Source organism: Oceanospirillum linum (assembly GCF_001995095.2).
GTDB lineage: Bacteria > Pseudomonadota > Gammaproteobacteria > Pseudomonadales > Halomonadaceae > Oceanospirillum > Oceanospirillum linum.
Genome location: NZ_MTSD02000002.1, coordinates 554,044 through 573,054, shown reverse-complemented (window position 1 = coordinate 573,054; position 19,011 = coordinate 554,044). Strand labels below are relative to the sequence as shown.

The 19,011-nt window shown below is 52.2% G+C and carries 13 protein-coding genes; 8 read left to right on the top strand and 5 right to left on the bottom strand.

Translation table 11 applies throughout. From position 1 onward, the window contains the following. Positions 1-55: 55 nt before the first annotated feature. On the bottom strand, positions 56-3,598 hold the full coding sequence (locus tag BTA35_RS07715) for an ATP-binding protein (protein WP_078319226.1): 3,543 nt from the start codon (positions 3,596-3,598) through the stop codon (positions 56-58). Between the two features lie 3 nt (positions 3,599-3,601). Continuing rightward, positions 3,602-4,354, bottom strand: coding sequence for a response regulator (locus BTA35_RS07710; protein ID WP_078319225.1), 753 nt, complete (start codon positions 4,352-4,354; stop codon positions 3,602-3,604). A gap of 318 nt (positions 4,355-4,672) precedes the next feature. Here BTA35_RS07710 and peaA point away from each other — a divergent pair, with 318 nt between their 5' ends. The 8 genes from peaA (at position 4,673) to qhpG (ending at position 15,074) form a co-directional block, all read left to right on the top strand. After that, complete coding sequence (gene peaA, locus BTA35_RS07705; protein ID WP_238377520.1) at positions 4,673-6,262, top strand: quinohemoprotein amine dehydrogenase subunit alpha; 1,590 nt, start codon at positions 4,673-4,675, stop codon at positions 6,260-6,262. A gap of 83 nt (positions 6,263-6,345) precedes the next feature. After that, complete coding sequence (gene peaB, locus BTA35_RS07700; protein ID WP_078319223.1) at positions 6,346-7,779, top strand: quinohemoprotein amine dehydrogenase maturation protein; 1,434 nt, start codon at positions 6,346-6,348, stop codon at positions 7,777-7,779. After that, on the top strand, positions 7,776-8,096 hold the full coding sequence (gene qhpC / locus BTA35_RS07695; RefSeq protein WP_078319222.1) for a quinohemoprotein amine dehydrogenase subunit gamma: 321 nt from the start codon (positions 7,776-7,778) through the stop codon (positions 8,094-8,096). Before peaB ends, qhpC begins: the two co-directional genes overlap by 4 nt. Positions 8,097-8,144: 48 nt before the next feature. Further along, on the top strand, positions 8,145-9,314 hold the full coding sequence (peaD, locus tag BTA35_RS07690) for a quinohemoprotein amine dehydrogenase subunit beta (RefSeq protein WP_078319221.1): 1,170 nt from the start codon (positions 8,145-8,147) through the stop codon (positions 9,312-9,314). Between the two features lie 329 nt (positions 9,315-9,643). Further along, positions 9,644-10,969 (top strand): alginate export family protein, encoded by a 1,326-nt coding sequence (locus BTA35_RS07685; RefSeq protein ID WP_078319220.1) that lies wholly within the window; start codon positions 9,644-9,646, stop codon positions 10,967-10,969. A 366-nt stretch (positions 10,970-11,335) separates the two neighbouring features. Then, positions 11,336-12,973 (top strand): ABC transporter ATP-binding protein, encoded by a 1,638-nt coding sequence (locus BTA35_RS07680; protein WP_238377519.1) that lies wholly within the window; start codon positions 11,336-11,338, stop codon positions 12,971-12,973. A gap of 2 nt (positions 12,974-12,975) precedes the next feature. After that, positions 12,976-13,698, top strand: coding sequence for a subtilisin-like serine protease QhpE (gene qhpE, locus BTA35_RS07675; RefSeq protein WP_078319218.1), 723 nt, complete (start codon positions 12,976-12,978; stop codon positions 13,696-13,698). Between the two features lie 2 nt (positions 13,699-13,700). After that, positions 13,701-15,074, top strand: a complete 1,374-nt coding sequence (gene qhpG, locus BTA35_RS07670; protein ID WP_078319217.1) for a flavin-dependent monooxygenase QhpG — start codon at positions 13,701-13,703, stop codon at positions 15,072-15,074. Positions 15,075-15,167: 93 nt separating this feature from the next. Here qhpG and BTA35_RS07665 read toward each other — a convergent pair whose 3' ends face one another. The 3 genes from BTA35_RS07665 to BTA35_RS07655 form a co-directional block, all read right to left on the bottom strand. Beyond that, positions 15,168-15,890: a hypothetical protein gene (locus tag BTA35_RS07665; protein ID WP_078319216.1), complete on the bottom strand. Its 723-nt coding sequence runs from the start codon at positions 15,888-15,890 to the stop codon at positions 15,168-15,170. Between the two features lie 281 nt (positions 15,891-16,171). Further along, positions 16,172-17,287 (bottom strand): polyamine ABC transporter substrate-binding protein, encoded by a 1,116-nt coding sequence (locus tag BTA35_RS07660; RefSeq protein WP_202931208.1) that lies wholly within the window; start codon positions 17,285-17,287, stop codon positions 16,172-16,174. A gap of 308 nt (positions 17,288-17,595) precedes the next feature. Beyond that, positions 17,596-18,942 carry a glutamine synthetase family protein gene (locus BTA35_RS07655; protein ID WP_078319215.1) on the bottom strand — a complete coding sequence of 449 codons (1,347 nt, stop codon included), beginning with the start codon at positions 18,940-18,942 and terminating at the stop codon, positions 17,596-17,598. Positions 18,943-19,011: the final 69 nt, after the last annotated feature.

Genomic DNA, 19,011 nt, shown 5'->3' with positions numbered 1-19,011 from the left:
GAACGCCAGAACTGGGCACCAAGGCCAGCTGGGTCAGCGCGGCAATAAAGTAGAGTCATGAAGAGGTGTAGGTGGCACTGATGGAGGCTATATCCTCTTCACAGGCTTTGCAGTGATACTCCGCCTGTTCAAGTTGGTCGAACAGATAGCAGACCAGAGCTTTGTAGAAGTGGTGCAGGCAGACCGCCGTTCGGTGGTGGTTGCGGGTGTGCAACTCCAGCATAGTGGTTTCCTGATTGTATCGTCCGTTCAGCTCGGTGGGGTTGCGACTGACACCCCTCAGGTTGTCCAACGTCTGCAGGGCATAGCGGGAGTAGTATTCCGACTGTTTCTGGCCGTTGGCGATGATCTGCTGCAGGTAACGATCCAGCTTAGGGTGTACCTGATCCAGATTCTCCGCCAGTGCGAATTGGTACTGGATAAAGCTGGCGATGCAGTAGGTGCTCCATTCTACGTCTCCACACTCAAGGCCGCTCTGATAAGCCCGCTCTAATGATGGCAGGGTGTTGATCAGAGGCTCCTTCCAGTGACGGACATAGGTATCAAACAGGGAGAGTGTTTTGTGATGGGTTAGTCGTGAGGAGCGCTTCCTGTCGATCTCAAGGGCAACCTTGCCTAGCTCATAGCCCTGATGAATCCGGTTGTACTGACCGCATAACACGCCGCCGTAGCCTGCAAGAGCCTGAGCGGATGCATTGCTGAGCCCGTGACTCAGGGTGAGCTGCACCTGACGGGCCATCACAATAGGACGCAGGCCAGAGCTGGAAAACTTAATGGCACCGAACATACTCGCCATGATTGGCAGTGCAGCCTGAATATTGGCATCTTCCAGCTCGGTAAGCTCGGGAATACTGCTGAAAGGCTGCTTACGAAGCTGAAGCTGGGACTGAATATCAGCCAGCCAGAGGGTTCTGCGATCCGGGTTGCGGGGCAGGGTTACCCCTAAAAGGGCCAGTACTTCGTAGGCGGTATCCAGCGCCTGATCAAACTGGTTTAGGGAGATATGCGCCTGAATCTGTAGTTCGTAGGCCCTGATCTTATCCTGCAGAGGCAGATCAGATCCCATTACCTGTCGGATATGATGCTGCATGCTGACGAAGTCCGACAGGATATAAGCCGCTTCTGCAGCATGGTTGCTCAGGGTGAGTCTGAGAGCCTGGCTGTAGTCATCATGGGATGAGAGCTGATCCAGAAGGGAAAGCCCCTGACGGAAATACTCGGCGGCAGAACCAAAAGCGGCAGCGCTACGGGATTGCTCCCCTGCCCTGAGGTTCATCTCGACCAGCTTCCGCTGACGGGTTGGGGAGAGATGCTCATGTGCCTGATTGAGGTGGTTGGTGATCTCAAATAAGCGGCTGTATTGTTCTTTTTCCGATAGCCCCTGCTGCAGCAATTCTCCTACTTCCAGGTGCAGTTCCCCTCGCTCCTGAGTCTGAATCAGGCTATAGGCAGCCTGCTGAACGCGGTCGTGAACAAAGCGGTACTGAATCCCCTCCGCGTTAATATCACTGCCGATACGGTAGTTGTCATTCAAGGGGATGATCAGGCGCTCGGCTAGCGCCGGCCAGAGGTCTGACGCCGTATCGCTGTGGGTGGCGCGATTTACGATAGCCAGCGTTCTCAGACTAAAAGGGTTGCCGATACAGGACGCCCGTTTCAGAATTTTTTGGGTGGCAGGGTCCAGCTGCTGAATCTTGTTTACCATCAGCCCGACCACATCGTCGGACATCTCCTGCGCTTTAAGTGCCGCCTTATCCCAGTGCCAGCCGTTCTTATCCGAATGAATAAGCCCTTCATCCTGCAAGGTGGTGAGAAACTGCCCAAGGAAGAAGGGATTGCCCTGGGTTTTCAGCAGACAGATGGTCGCGAGTTCATGACAGCGTTCCACCGGATAACTTAGGGTATCCGACAGAAAGGCTTTAATCTGCGCCAGATTCAGTGGCTTCAGATGCAGTTCGGTTATGCGCTGTTTTTCAGATAGATCCGGGTGTTGGCGCAGCTTATTCAACAGCTGCTGTAGGGGCTGATTGGAGCTCAGCTCCTCATCCCGATAGCTGCCGATTAACAGCAGATAGCTCAGGCCGGAATATTTGCCGGTTTGTGCTTTTGTTAAGGCTTCCAGCAATTCAATGGAGGAGGGATCGGCCCAGTGCAGGTCATCCAGAAACATCACCAGTGGGCTTTCTTCGCAGGCAAAGGCGCGGAGTAAACGCATAAACATACGTGAGAAGCGGTTTTTCTCCTCCGCCGGTGCCAGTCTTGGGGCTTCCGGTTGTGGGCCGATAATCAGCTCCAGTTCCGGAATCAGGTGGATCAGCACCTGTGCGCTGTGGCCGAGGGCTTCAGTAATCAGAGAGCGGGAGTGGTTGACCCGGGATTTGGGTTCCGTCAGCAGCTGACGAATAAAACTCTGCAATGCCTGCACAATGGCGGCATAGGGCCGGTTATGGCCGAACTGACCAAACTTACCGCTGATAAAGTGTCCTTTCTGTTCATGAACCGTCTGACGGATCTCATACACCAGGCTGGATTTTCCGACACCGGCATAACCTGAGATCAGCACGATTCCGCCCTGACCCTGTGTGGTTTCAGTGTAACGCTCGTTCAGCTGGCGAATACAATCATGGCGGCCATACAGTTTTTGCGGTAGTACAAAGCGCTCCGGCAGGTCATGACTGGCCAGCATAAAGTCCTCAACCTGCTGGTTTTCCCGCCACTGTTGCAAACAGGTTTGCAGGTCAAAGCTGATGCCGTGGCTGGACTGGTAGCGCTGGTCGGCATCTTTCGCCAGTAGCTTGAGTACGATCTGTGCCAGCGCCTCAGGTAGCCGTGGATTGATCTCCAGCGGTGACGGTGGCTGCTTGGCGATATGGCGGTGAATCAGTTCCAACGGGTCCTGGGCCGACAGCTTGCCCTGAAACGGTTGGCGGCCGGTAAAGAGTTCATAAAGAGTGACGCCAAGACTGTAGAAGTCGGTACGGTAGTCGATACTGCGGTTGATACGGCCGGTTTGCTCTGGTGCGATATAGGGCAGCATGGCCGGTTTGATTCGACTGTGTTGCCAGCTGACCTGTTCTCGCTGCAGGCGGCTGGCACGGGTAAAATCGATCAGCTCAATCCGGTTGATCATGGGGTTGAGTAGAATATTGTCCGGACTGATCTGCTTATGGATTACTTGCTGCTGGTGTAGGCGTCCAAGGGCTTCTGTGATCTGAATCGCGATCGGCAGCCACTGGTGCCACTCCATTTTGCGGCTTTGTTGCAGTATGCGCAGGGCAAGCCCGCCATGATCGGCGAAGAGACCAAAATTATCCGGAGATGACCGATTATGGCTTTGCGAATCCTGGCTGCCTGAATCCACAGAATGCTGTTCATCACGATAGAAGCCCAGGGGGCGGGTGATACCGTCAAGTGTGAGGTTTCGCAGGATTTCCTGCTCGTGGATCAGCAGCTGTTCCGCTTCCTGCCGCTCGCTGCCGGAAAGCCCCGATGCGATACATTTCAGAATGACCGGCTGCTGATCCTGATGACGAATCCCCCGGCTGATGGTGAAGTTTTGTCCCTGATGTAGGGTGCTGATCAGTTGAAAGTCCTTCAAGAGTTAACCCATCTTTCCGGCAAACATATAACCTGCGCCGTGGGCGGTGAGAATAAAGTGCGGGTCTGAGGGGTTATCCCTAAGCTTGCGCCGCAGTCGGCCGATCATTACATCCACGGACCTATCGTTAGGTGTCCATTCCCGACCGTGCACGGTATCGATCAGCTGGTCGCGGGACAGCACTTGTCCTGAGTTTTTCAGCAGGGCGTGCAAGAGTCGGTATTCTCCTTCTGGCAGGCGTTCTTTTTGGCCTTCAGGGCTTTGCAGTTGGCGCTTGTTGCCGTCCATTACCCAGCCTTCAAACTGGATCAGAATACGCTCTTTCGGGGTATTGCTATCCTGTTCCGGTGCTTTTAATCGCCAGAGCAGATTCTTAACCCGAACGATCAGTTCCCGGGCGTTAAAGGGTTTAGCGACATAGTCATCGGCTCCCATCTCAAGACCGACGATACGGTCGATATCATCGGCTTTGCTGGACACCAGAATAATACCAACCCGGGAGGTGGCGCGCAGCTCGCGGGTGAGGGTCAGGCCGTCTTTACCGGGCAGATTGATATCCAGCAGTACCAGGTCAATCTTTTGCTCAATAACACGGTCGGTGAGATCATCGGCCTGCTCCGTTTCACTAACCTGATAGCCTTCGTTACGGAAATAGCTGACCAGTAATGAGCGTGAGGCCAGGTCATCTTCAACCACAAGAATATGGTATTGACTCTGAGGCTTTTTCGCCAAGCAGTTTTGGGGCTTTATTGTCATTTTAGTAGCTTCGTTATTCTTCTTTTGAGTCTGAGTCTAGCAAACATCCCTAAGGGACACCAAACTATCAGGTTTGGCGGTTTTTTATTTTTATTCTTTTAAATCAGTTGGTTATAAATATTTATTTTAAATATAGGGTATTTGTTACATCTGGCTACAACTTCATACATTTGATGAAAACTCTGTTTACACCTGGGGGGTAACTTACCTAAAGCAGAGAATTCGCCCCGGCTGTTTTGCTTTCAGTCTTATGCCCTTCTGAGCTGGGAAGAGAATCTGATGAGCTTGAGTAGATAATAATAAGTAGGAGACTTGCCCTTGAATAAGAATAAGATAACCCGTGCGCTTCTGGGTGCCGGTGCCTTGACTCTGATGAGTCTGTCACCGGCACAGGCTCAAGATGCCGACGGCACATCTATTATTCGTGAGCGCTGTACCGTCTGTCACATCGATTCCGGTGATGCCGACAAGCCGTTCTCACGGATCAGCGAACAACGTAAAACCCCGGAAGGCTGGATGATGACCATCAGCCGGATGCAGAAGCTGCGTGGTGCGGTAATTCCCGCCAATGAGAAGCGCGCGCTGGTGAAGTATCTGGCGGATAATCAGGGTTTGGCTCCGACTGAAACTGATGGGCTGCGTTACGTGCTGGAGAAAGAGCCGAACGTGCTGGAGTCCTTCGATCCTCTGATTCAGGAAACCTGTGTTCGTTGTCACTCGGGTGCGCGTATCGCCCTGCAGCGCCGTACTGAAGACGAGTGGAAGTGGCTGGTGCATTTCCACATGGGGCAGCAGCCAACTGCTGAACTCCATGCCGGTGCCCGTGACCGCGACTGGTTCGGTATCGCGCTGAATCAGGTGGCTCCTAAGCTGGGGCAGGATTACGCGCTGGATACCAAAGCATGGAGCCAGTGGCAGGCCGCTGTCAAGCAGCCATTGAACGGCACCTGGGCGATGTCCGGTTTTCTGCCTCAGAGGGGGAACTTCAACGCTGATGTGGTCGTCACCAAAACCGATAACGATCACTACGAGCTGACCCTTAACGGTCAGTATGAGGATGGCTCGAAGCTGTCCGGGAGTGGTAAAGCTGTAGTGTACACAGGCTACGAATGGCGCGCTTCTGTCACTCTTGACGGTGTGAAGATGCGTCAGGTACTGGCAGCCTCTGCCGATGGCAAAACCCTCGCCGGTCGTATGTTTGAGCGCGATGCGGATGTGATGGGGGGGCCGGTAACGGCGGTTAAAGCCAATGCCATCACCAAAATCTCTCCTTCCTATATCCGGCAGGGGGAACGCAAACTGATCACCGTATCAGGTAGCCAGCTGAAAGGTACGGTTGCACTGGGTTCCGGTGTGAAAGTGATCCGAGTGCAATCCCGCGATAACAATCATCTGACTGTACTGGCAGAAGCCAGCCACTCCGCCGCTGTGGGCAGCCGCAATGTGCAGGTGGGTAAAACCTCCTCCAAAGGTGCTTTGACGGTTTACGACCAGCTGGCCCGTGTTGAGATCACACCGGTTGATTCAATCGCCCGTGTAGGGGGGGCTGGAGGCCTGATTCCGAAGCAGAAGTCCTGGTATCGTGCGGTGGGTTATGCTGCAGGTCAGGATGGCAAGCCGGGTACGGCGGATGATCTGCGTCTGGGCTATATGCCTGCCAGTTGGTCGCTGAAGCCGTTTAACGAGATCGCGGTTCACGATGAAGATATCAAGTACGCAGGTACCATCGACAGCCGTGGCATCTTCACCCCCGGTGATGCGGGACCGAATCCGGCTCGCAAAATGTCCACCAATAACGTGGGTAATCTGGCGGTTGTCGGCACGGTAGAAGATGGTCAGCAGACTGTTTCTGCCGAGACTCATCTGCTGGTGACGGTACAGAAATTTGTTCAGGCCCTGATCGACTAATCCGATCTGGACACTGAACCACCTCAGAACAGAAGCACCTCCGGCAACTGGCCGGAGGTGGGATAACAATAAGTGAGGTCAACATGGGTTCCTTATCCCTGGTTAAACCCAATATGCATCTGGTGGATGTGGAAACGCGCAAAATGCTGTTTCATATTCCCACCAGCAGCCTGTTTGAACTGGAAGGCCTGAGCCGCGAGCTTATTGAGCTGTTCGCGGATCAGGAGGATGTCACTGCAGGCATGATCCGTGATCGCTTTCAGGGCCGTTATGCCGCCGATGATGTGATGGAAACCATCGAAGAACTGAAGGCGCTGAAAGTGCTTTCCGATGGTGGTGTGGTGCAGATTAATCATGAGCCGCAGCAGGTGAATCAGTTCCCGCTGACAACCATCGTATTGAACACCAATACCGGTTGTAACTTGAGCTGCACGTACTGCTACAAGGAAGATCTGACCACGCCATCCAAGGGCGACAAGATGTCGGTGGAAACGGCGATCAAATCAGTTGAGATGCTGCTGGAGGAATCCCCGGATCAGCGTCAGTACAATGTGGTCTTCTTCGGCGGCGAGCCGCTGACCAATATGCCCCTGATCCGTGAGGTGGTGGCCTATTGCGAAGCGCGTTTTGCAGAGTTGGAAGCTGAGGTGAGTTTCACCATGACCACCAACGCCACCCTGCTGACGGATGATCTGGTGGAGTGGTTTAACGACCATAACTTTGGGCTGACCATCTCCATGGATGGCCCTAAGGCGATGCACGATAAAAACCGTATCACCGTGGGCGGGCAGGGAACCTATGACGTGGTGAAGAAGAAGGTAGGCCAGCTGCTGGCCCGCTATGATTCCCGTCCGGTGGGTTGCAGGGTCACCCTGACCCACGGCATTACCGACGTGGAAGCGATCTTCGATCACCTGCATCATGATCTGGGCTTTGCCGAGGTGGGCTTTGGTCCAGTGACCTCCGGCGATATCAGTGCCTTTAACCTGAATGCTGATGAGATGAAAGCCGTGTTTGAGGGCATGAAGCATCTGGGACGTAAGTACCTGAAAGCGGCACTGAATCATCAGAATTTCGGTTTCGGTAATATGCATCAGCTGATGACGGACCTGCACGAAGGCAACAAGAAACAGCTGCCCTGTGGAGCAGGTGTCGCCCTGTTAGCGGTGGATACCAAAGGTGGTATTAATCTGTGTCACCGCTTCACCGGCTCAGAACTACCTACCTTTGGTGATGTGGATGCCGGTATCAACAAGCCTCAGTTATCCGCTTTTGTAGAGCAGCGTCTCGACCGTACCGATACCGGTTGTGAGACCTGCCGTATCCGCAATATCTGTTCCGGTGGTTGTTATCACGAAAGTTATGCTAAGTACGGCGATGCGAGCACCCCATCCTATCACTACTGTGATCTGTTGCGTGACTGGGTGGATTTCGGTGTGGATGTCTACACCCGCATCATGCTGGAGAACCCGGCGTTCTTTGATACATATGTATCTCCAAGAAGGAATTCCCGATGAAACATCTCAAATCATTTAACAAGAAAGCAAAAATGCTCGACCGCACGGTTTCTCCTGATCAGGTGGAAGATGTAGTGGCGATGCAATCCATTGTCGGCTGTACCTCGGTTAACGATCCGGGCTGGGAAGTGGATCCGTTCGGGGGGCTGGGCTCTTTGTGTCAGCCGATGGAAGCGGATCTGTACGGTTGTGCCGATGCCTGCTGGTGGCCGGCTCAGGTGCCCGACACCATGAGTTCGCACCCTAACTGGTCGCAGGATGTGGTTAAGGCCGATGAAGACTGGCGTAAACTGGACAGTATTTTCCCGGAAGAATAAGCGATCCCCTCGGGGGAGAGACCGAAGTGGATTGTGGAGAATAACAAGATGATAAAACCCGTATTTTCAAGACTGACAGGTGCAGTACGCACCGCAGCACTGGGCTCTCTTCTGGGTGCCGGTGCGGTTTTAACCGGCTGTGCCGGAATGCCTGGTGCCGATAACGGCGGAATGACAGAGATGAAGGCTGGTGGTCATGAGTACATGCTGACGGTAACCCGTCCGAACAAGCTGCATGTGGTCGATACCGAAACTGACAAGCTGCTGCACAGCTGTGATGTGCCGGGTACCTTTGGTAACGGCTCTATCGCCATCTCGCCGGATGGCCGTACCGCTTATGTGCTATCGAACATGATGGAAGATGTTTACGGCATCGATATCACCAACTGTGAGGTCACCTTCTCGGCGAAACAGTCTTACGCCAATGTGCAGGTAAAGACTTTTATCTCGCTGGCGGTGAGCGCGGATGGTAAAGAGTTGTACACAGTCCAGAACCCGGTACGTAAACACATCGACCGCTTTGAAACCATGCCGCCGCGCCTTGCGGTATACAACACCGATGCGGGTCTTAATGTTCTGCCGGATCGTACCTTCCCGGTGGATCGTCGTATCACCAAGATCGCGGCGATGGAAAATGGCGAAGTGATTCTGGGTGGTGGCGATATCAAAGCGATCAACCCGGATAACGGTAAAACCCGTCTGATTACACCGCTGCAGAACTGGGAGCGAGCACCGGACAAGTGGGTTCCACCGGATGCTTTTGCCATGCACAGCATGGGTGAGCACGTGGGTGAATTTATCATGCCGTACTTCACCATTCGCTGGAACGGCGAGCCGGGTGATGAGTCCAAGGCGGATTTCCTCTGGGGGCATGTGCGCATCGACCTGAAAAATGGCGATGTGGAATCCATCGAGACGGTGCCGTTCGAGTTTATCGTCTTTAACTGGGTAACCGACCCGAACAACAAGGATGTGATGTTTGGCTCTTTCAATCAGTTGTCCAAACACAACCTGAAAACGGGTAAAACCCTGGGTGTTCACGGTATGGAGCACACCTACTACAACATCAACATGACCCAGGATGGTCAGAAGATCTACGTGGGAGGCGCCGGAAACACCATCTCGGTTCATGAACCAGATAACCTGGAGCGCATTGGCTACATACAAATGCCCGGCGATATGTCCACTTCTGATTTACGCCTGTCAGTGCTGGAATAGGGGTTGTTTCATCTTCACTCCGACCTAAAGGGCGCTCTTCCCTTTAGGTCACTTTTACAGAGCCCCGATAGTTTTAGCTTCGGGATGCTGGAATCAAGTCATTTCCTAATAGCCTGAACAGTTTTGGCTGCTATTCGCTGAAGAGTTCAGTATGACCTGAAAAGCATTCTTAATGCCATTTTATGGCAAAGATGTGTGAAATATACGCAAGCAAGTGCAGGAAAGTATTGACAATAAATGCCAAGAGCCTTTTAGGCAGGATGAGCAATATAGCCTTAGACCCAATGCATCAATATTAAAGAAATAATAACAACGAGCAGGACTGAAAAATGTTAAAAGCCATCAGAAAACCTCTATGCAATGCTATTTTTCTGGCAAGTTTGCCGGCCTATGTTCAGGCGGCAGTAATCTCTGAGAGTGATCGTGGAAGTATTGAATTTAATGTGGAGGCTGCCGCTTCAGTGATGTCTGCCGGTGAAAATTATACCGGTACTCCGGGTGATAAACATTGGCAGGAAGCTTATATCAAAGGCGACCTGGCAGCGACGCGTCAGATAAATATCGATCACTCCATTTATGGTTCGCTTGGAGTTATCGCGCTGGGGACTTTTGGTGATGGCGACGCCGGTGGCTTTACCACGGGCGATGAGAGTAAAGCTCATCTGGAAAATGCGTTTGTCGGTTGGCGCTACAAAGACGGTTTACTTGATCTGTCCGCAGGGCGTCAGAATTTTGTTTTGGGTGATGGTTTTTTGATTGCCGGCGATGCCTTGAGTCCGGGTGAAGGTTTCGATCAGTTCTCGAACGGCAGTCTGGATCGTGGCGGTGCATACTATTTGGCCGGTCGTAAAAGTTTTGATAATACCCTGATTCTGAAAGTAGACCCTGACGGTCCGGTTCGTGGCGACCTGTTCTGGTTAAAATCTGACAATAATTTCCAACAGAGACCGGAACTGACCGGTGTTAACCTGGAATACGTTGATGGGAGTTTGGGAACTATCGGTGTCAGCTATATGAGGGTGACTGATCTGGATGTAGGCAAAGGCTTAGGTCTGTACGACAACCGTGATGGTATGAATACCTTCAGTGTACGTGCTCAGGGTACTGCGGGTGTTGAAGAGTTATTTCTGAATTTTGAATACGCGATAGAAAGTGGTGGTGATCAGGCAAAAAAAGATGCTACAGCCTGGACTGCAGAGGCAGGTTGGATGTTCTCAGGCCTACCTTGGACGCCGATTGTTAATTACCGCTATGCCATTTTTTCTGGTGATAAAGCAGGTACAGCAGATGATGAGAGCTTTGATCCTTTATTTTTCGGTGTAACCCGTGGTTTTGGTACTTGGTTTCAGGGTGAGGTCGCAGCTAATTATGCCGGCCCATTTAACTCGGGTAATAATGTTAACCGCTTGGATATCACCTTGTTACCGCAGGAAAATATCGCACTGGGTGTCCAATACTGGAAATTTGGTAAAGAAGAGAATAATGATTTCGAAGCTAAAGAGCTGGATCTGTACGCCTTCTGGGGTATTAATGATAATTTCAGTGTGATTCCTCTAATCGGCGTCTATGAACCTGAAGGAACTGTTAATACAGGTTTGCAGGGTAACGATGATAAGAATATCTATATGCAGGCGATGGTGATGTTTAACTATTGATCGGCTCGTTATAGTTAAGCTCTGTAAGTAAACGGAACGTTCAAAGCTCCATGTACTTCTCTGCTGAAGATCATCATGTAGCCAAGTCTGCCCGTCTGCTGTGAGTATTACTGCTTGAGTAATGGAGATGAGACCTTTGGATCCCAAGGATGGAAATGAGAGCAAGGCTATTGCCAGGGGCAATACAACATCATAAAGACAGCAAGACATACTCAATCGGAGCTTTTAATGGTCAGATGGTTAACCCGGATTATTGATAATTCAAATAGAGCCGGGGAGGGCGCGAATCAATCTTTTCAATATAATCATGAGATGAGTTTAAGCTGGCTGTTCAGTTTTATAAAACCACAAAAGAAAGCCATTCTTATGGTTCTGGGGCTGTCTTTGCTGGTCTCTATGATGGTGTTACTGCAGCCCTGGTTAACCAAGATGTTGATCGACGATGGTTTACTGGCTAAAGACTATTCCGTGCTGCTACAGATCGCAGGTGCGATGGTGGCTGTAGGTATCCTTAATACAGTACTTTCTGGTTTTAACCGTTATTGTCATACCCGTCTGTCTGGACGGGTTCTGTTTGCTCTGCGGGAAGATCTGTACGGCCATCTGCAGAAACTATCACCTGCCTTTTATTCCCGTCGCCGGATCGGTGATCTTATGTCCCGGTTGGATGGCGACGTAGCCCAGATTCAGCGTTTCGCCGTGGATGCGCTGTTTGCGTCTGTTTCCGGCATTCTGGGGCTGATCGGTGCGTTGGCGATGATGCTGATGCTCTCCTGGGAGTTAACCCTGATCGTTCTGGTGTTGGTGCCTCTTGAGATACTTTGGTTGCGTTGGATGCGGCGTAAAGTGGAGCGCCATACCCGACGATTGCGGGAGCGCTCGGCGGATCTGTCGGCTTTTTTGGTGGAGACCCTGCCGGTTATGAAGTTTATTCAATCCGTTGGGCAGGAAAGCTCTGAAGCCCGTAAGCTGAAAGGGCTGGGGCATGGCTACCTGGATCAGCTGCTGAGACTTCAGGTGGTGGAGTTTTTCACCCAAGCGATTCCGACCACATTGGTTTCCATCTCCCGTGCCGGTGTTTTTCTGTTGGGCGGCTATTGGGTTATTCAGGGAGACTGGCAGCTGGGTGCGCTAATCGCATTCTCGACTTATCTTGGCATGGCGATCGGGCCGGTTCAGAGCCTGTTGGGTTTGTATGTTTCCCTGCAGCGTATGGTGGTGAGCCTTGATCGTGTAATGGAATTGCGTTCGGAACCAGTTTCAGTTGCTAACGGCAATGAGGTTGAAAGTATGCCTGAGCACGTTGGAGCGTTACGTTTCGAGAATGTTAGCTTCAGCCATCAGGGGCGTACACAGAAGATACTGGATGGTGTGACCTTTAGCCTCTTAGGTGGTAAAAAGGCGGCGATCATGGGAGCATCCGGTTCCGGTAAATCAACACTGATTGACCTCCTGCATCGCCACTACGATCCGGACCAGGGGGCAATTTTCTATAACGGGGTTGATCTGCACGACTGCGACCTGTCGGAGCTGAGGCGGCGTATCGCCGTGGTGAGCCAGGATATTGTGCTTTTTCGTGGCAGTCTGACCGACAACATTCGCTATGCGAACCCTTCCGCTTCGGATGAGCAGGTCAAAGCCGCTGCGATTCAAGCTCAGTTGGGTGCGCTGATCGCTCAATTGCCGGAAGGACTGGATACGCCATTGGGCGAGCGCGGACAACAGCTTTCCGGTGGCCAGAAACAGCGCATTGCCATCGCCCGTGCCCTGTTGCAACAGCCGGATATTCTGGTGCTGGATGAGGCAACATCTGCTGTAGATGCGGAAACTGAACGGGAGATTATTCAGCAGGTGGATCGGTTGTTTACCGGTCGTACCCGTATTCTGATCAGTCACAGAGCCAGCACATTGCAGGAGGCCGATGTGTACCTTCACTTAAAGGATGGCCGTATTCGGGTATCAGGTAATAATGACGGATTGGCTTGTAGCCCCGGAGATTTCTGATCATGGCTAGACCTTCCATCAAGCCAGGGGTTAAGAGAGGTATTAGGGTCGGTATTATTGATAGCGGCTTTCTTATGCATCAGGCTGCTCATGTGGCTGAGAGTGCTGCCTTTGTGATTCGGGATCAGGCGCTCTGGCGGGAAGAGACCATGCCGGATCAGTTGGGGCATGGCTCACGGGTGTTGGCGGTGATCCGGCATCAGGTACCGATGGCTTCTTTCTATTGCGCTCAGGTGTTTCAGCAGAGCTTTTCCACCACCACCTTGCAGCTATCCGCCGCCATTGACTGGCTGGTGGAGCAGGAGGTGGACCTGATCAATCTGAGCCTTGGTGTACGTCAGGATAAGTCAGAGCTGGAAAACTCTGTATTGAGCGCTCTGCGGAGCGGTGTGCTGCTGGCGGCGGCAAACCCGGCTCAGGGAGCTGCGGTCTATCCGGCAGCCTATCCCGGTGTGTTCCGTATGACAGGCGATGCCCGTTGCCAAAGGCATGAGTGGTCTTATCTGGAAACCGCCCAAGGGGATTTTGGCGGCCATGTGAAAAGCCTTGATGGTCAGCAGTCCGGTGCCAGTATGGGCACGGCATGGATGACCGGCCATATTGCTCATCTGATAGCGACGCGACCGGAAGATACATCCCGTCTGCGTCCCTCTCAGGTGCGTGAACTCCTTAGGGAAAGCGCGGCGTATAAGGGGCTGGAGCGTAAAACAGAGGAAGGGTTATAAGCATGACGCAGATTCTGATTCTGGGCGGTGGCCCGGCTGGCGGAGCGGTGGCTTTGGGTATGAAGGCGCTTGGATATGAGGTCACTCTGGTCACAGAAGCCCGACCCTTTGATGCGGTCGAGGGTATCTCAGACCGGGTGATTCAGGGGCTGCGTCATGCGGGTTTTCGCAAGGGGCTGAGTTGTCTGCCGCAACCTTCTGCCCGTTCTGCGCATTGGAATGGTGAAGCGAACAGTGCCAATACTGAATCCCTGATTGAAAGGAAAAAGCTGGATGCGGGGATTCTTCAGGATCTGGAGGCGGCGGGTGTTCATGTAATCCGCCAACGGGTGCGTCAGGTTCAGGGACTGGTTGCACTGAACGATAAATCTAGCGTTTCTGTGCAGGTGATGCTGGATAACGGGGAAAGCCTTTCAGCGGACTTTATGGTGGAAGCCCGTGGTAGGGCAGCGCCTCAGGCGGACTTTGCCCGCAGTCGGGGGCCACAGACACTGTCTCTGTTGCAGTATTGGCACAGTGATAACGGGGCTGAATCTGTTAGCCAGCGCCGTTCCATGGCGATCAGTCTGCCGGATGGTTGGGCGTGGATGGCGATGCTGGAAGATGGTCGCCGCTATCTGCAGCTGACGGTGGATGTCTCTGCAGCTGAACTTCCCGTCAAGCAACAGCTGGCGAAGTATTGCCAGCAGCGTTTTCTTGCCATTCCTGAAGCTAAGGCGTTTACAGGAAATGCCAAACCTGTGGGCGTGCCCCATGGCCGTATCAGCACACCTGTGCTGGTGGAGGAGAATATCGGCAGCAACTGGATTCGTGTCGGTGATGCCGCCATGGCGGTTGATCCGCTATCCGGTAACGGTATTTTTCAGGCGTTGTCATCAGCGCTACAGGCACCTGCGGTGATCAATACCCTGATTCGTCAGCCTGCAGATGCTGAACTTGCGGCACGCTTTTATCGGGATAGGGTCGAAGGGCTGTTTTATCGCTTTGCCCGTATAGGAAGGGACTTTTATCAGCTGGAAGAACGCTGGCAGGGTGCGCCATTCTGGCAGAATCGCTGCCAGTGGCCGGATGCGGAACCCGTGCATAAGACAGTGCGTTTTGATCAGCTGAGTGTTGAGATGATGCCGGTGGTGGCCGATGGCCTGATTGCAGAACAGGAAGTGGTGATTACACCGGATCAGCCGTTAGGTATCTGGCATCTGGCGGGAATTCCGCTGGCACCTGTGGTGAACCAAGCCAAACAGCTGGCAAATCGGCAAGCCTTTGATGCCTGGTTTGCCGATCAGCAAAATTGCCATTCCGTCGGGATTCAGAATCCCGCCCAGCTTAATGCCATTCGAGGGTGGCTGACATCCGTTGGCTTTGGGGAATCTTAGCTCCCGTTAGATGAGTGCATAAACCGAAAACGCCAGCTTCTGTTTTAACAGTTAGCTGGCGTTTTTGTTTAAAGCTGAGGGCTAAAGTAAAGATTAACTACCCGCTCCACTTAGCTGAAACGGTGAGCTGCCGGGAACCAAACGTTTGCCCGTAAGGCCTTTGTACTCAGCCTGTGCCGCGGCGATACAGAATTCATCCAGGGCACGATAGTACTGCTGCTTGGCCGTTGACAGGCGGCGCAGGAGTTGCTCGTACTTGCGTTTGGCTTCATCGCTTGTGCGACTGGCCATAAGCTGTTGGTGTAGCTCGCTCAGATAACTCAGGGATTCCTGAACCTCAGTGAACGCCGCTTCGTTATCCTGGAGTACCTCTTCATAGCGACGGCTTTCTTCCCGGACAAGATCCCGGATATCTGCTGAACGGGTATTCAGAGGGCTGTCTTTTGTCAGGGAGATCTGCATGGCGGGGTACTGTTCCGGTTTGATGCCATGCTTGGATGGAATACCTATTCTGAAGCGGGCCGGATTAAGGATCTCATCTGTGGTCTGTTCTGCCGTTGTCAGTTTGTACAGGTGATAGTGAAAGGCTTCTCGGGTGCTGACCTGGTTTTTTAATAGCTGCTGATGCAGCTGAAGTGCCTTGGTTGTTTGCTCTTCCAGTCGTCTGGTTTCTTCGACCAGAGCCTCAGCGCTTTGTGCATAAAACTGGGTTGCACTCATTACGGCTGCGTTTGCGCTGTTTGCCAGCATTACCATACCGGTTGTCATCAGAGCGATCAGTAGCAGAGTGCGTATTAAAGAAAACAGTGTGGTCATGGGGGCCTCGTTGTACTTTCCCTTTCAGAGCCGTGCAGAGCGGCATCCTGCCGATGCTGCAGCTTCATTATTCGCTGCAATACGGATCCGTTATTATTGGCTTTTGAAGGCTTTTATTTAAGCACAGTGCAAATATGCCCGTGTTAGCCTTTTGTAAAAGCTATGTAGGGAAGTGCAACCAGAACAGGTTTCATGGCGGGAGACAAAAAAAGCCCCTGCTGCCGTAAGGTCAGCAAGGGCCTGTTTTTGCGTTATTGAGCGAACCTCAGGTCAGCGTCTGATCAGCGACCTGTTTTGATATCACTCCACAGACGGTTACGCACTTTCAGCACAGACATTGACGGTTTGTCTGTCATATAGAGCTTGGCTTTGGTGGCATCGTCCGGGTAGATAGCACCGTCGCTGACAATTTCAGTATCGACCAGTTTGGTAGCGTCTTTATTCGGATTGGCGTACCAGACATAGTCCGTGATCTCGGCGATAATCTCAGGGCGCAGCAGGAAGTTAATAAATTTGTGCGCGTTTTCTGCGTTCTTGGCATCAGCCGGAATCAGCAGCATATCAAACCAGATCTCGGTGCCTTCTTTCGGGATGGTGTACATCACTTCCACGCCGTTACCGGCTTCTTCAGCACGGGCCGCAGCCTGGAAGACATCACCGGAGTAACCCACGGCAACACAGCTGTCACCATTTGCCAGGTCGTTAACATACTGTGACGAGGTGAACTGTTTCACGTAAGGGCGAACAGAGGTCAGCAACTTCGCGGCCGGAGCACTCATCTTGTAGTCGGAGCGTTTATTGCTGGTTGGCTCTTCCCCTAAGTAGTTCAGGGCGAACGGGATCATTTCATCCGCTGAATCCAGGAAAGTAACGCCACATTCCTGCAGTTTTTTGATGTTCTCGGGCTTAAAGACCAGATCCCAGCTATCCACCGGTGCGTCTTCACCCAGAACTTTTTTTACCATCTCCGGGTTATAACCTATGCCGGTTGTACCCCAAAGATAGGGGACGCCATACTGGTTTCCGGGGTCTTTTTTGCTCAGGGTCGCCATCAGATCCTGATCAAGGTGTTTAATGTTGCTCAGCTGATCTTTATTCAGCTTCATAAAAATACCGGCCTTGATCTGCAGCTCCATAAAGTGCGAGCTGGGTACCACAAGGTCGTAGCCAGAGTTGCCGGCCAGCAATTTCGCTTCCAGAATTTCGTTACTGTCGTAAACGTCGTAGTTCACCTTAATGCCGGTTTCTTTTTCGAATTTGGCAATGGTGTCTTCGGCGATATAGTCCGACCAATTGTAGAAGTTCAGTACCTCTTCTGCCTGTGCCGTGGCGGCAGTGAAGGCCAGAGTCAGTGCTGAGAGGGTCAGCTTGAGACGGGGCATTATCATTTTTTTCATCAGCTTTCCTTTCCTGTTTTTCTAATGTTTCGCGTTAGGGCGTTTCCTTCCGGAGGTATATCCCTGCGGAAATAAACGCAGGGGCCGCATTTCACCTAAAGGAGGAAGGATCTCGGGATAAGGCCCGTCAGAGGGCGGATTTTTTCAGTTTTTTCCGGCTCTGAAAAGACTTAATGCCTGTGATCTTTTGTTTTTATTGATCGGGTGTTGAAAAAGCCGGTGCTCAGAGCTTTTCCCGTAGCACCGGTGACTTTTTCAGCACGTTTTTTCTGTAGAAAATTTTGTGGAAAAAGTTCTGTGGAAAAGTATTAAACCGTCAGTAGCAGATATTCCCGCTCCCAGGAGCTGATCACCTTATTGAAGGTTTCAAACTCCGCACGTTTAACGCCTATGTAGGCATCCACAAACTGGTTACCGAAGATCTCTTTTAGCTCCGGGCAATCTTCCAGCAGGCGCAGGCCTTCTTCCAGAGTACGGGCAACCTCGACCTGATCACCTTCTTCTGCGGCGGCATCTGTGGTGGGCTTGGTCGGTTGAATCTTACCTTTCAGACCCAGATAGCCACAGGCAAGGCTTGCGGCAATAGCAAGGTAAGGGTTGCAGTCAGCGCCGGGAAAGCGGTTTTCGATACGGGTCGCGACAGGTGGTGCCTCCGGGGCCCGCAGACCTGTTGTGCGGTTGTCGATACCCCATTTAGTGTTAACAGGGGCTGACATATCCGGTGTAAAACGGCGGTATGAGTTCACGTTAGGTGCATAGAAACTGATCGCATTTGGCGTGTACTTTTGCAGGCCGCCCAGGTAGTGATAGAACTCAGGGCTGAATTTCTCACCATCTTTACCGGCAAAAATATTTTCACCCGTTTTAATGTCGATCAGGCTCTGGTGGATATGCATGGAACTGCCGGGTTCTTCCTCCATCGGCTTAGCCATAAAGGTGGCGTAGGCTCCGTGCTTCATGGCGGCTTCACGCAGGGTACGCTTAAAGATAAAGACCTGATCGGCCAGCTTCAGCGGGTCACCATGCAGGAAGTTAATCTCCATCTGGGCCGCGCCGGTTTCATGAATCAGGGTGTCGACATCCAGACCCTGGGCTTCACAGTAGTCATAAAGTGTATCCACCAGAGGATCAAATTCGTTAACCGCATCGATGCTGTAGGACTGGCGGGCCGTTTCCCGTCGACCGGAGCGACCAATGGCGGGTTTCAGGTGATAGTCCGGATCGATGTTCTTCTGTACCAGATAGAATTCAACTTCCGGTGCGATAACAGGCTTCAGTCCCTCTTTTTCAAACAGAGACAACACATAACGCAGAATAGAACGACAGGAGAGAGGGTGCAGTTTGCCATCTGTGGTATAGCAGTCGTTAATGACCTGAGCTGTTGGCTCGTTGGCCCAGGGCACAATCCGCAAGGTGTCCGGGTCCGGATGCAGAATCATATCCTTGTCAGCGGCATCGACAATATCAAAGTGGTTGGCTGCCCAATCCCCGGTAACGGTCTGTACCAGTAAGGTCTCCGGGATGCGGCCACCTTTTTCATCAAGGAATTTCTTAGGTGGATAAAATTTTCCACGGGCATTACCGGTCATATCCGGCAGGGTGGATTCAACTTCTGAGATTGCGTTCTCTTTGAGAAACCTGGCTACGGCTTCCATAACTCACCTTCACATAATTTTAGTATCAGCAGCAGGCATGCTTTTTGATTTGTCGGCGTCTTATAACCG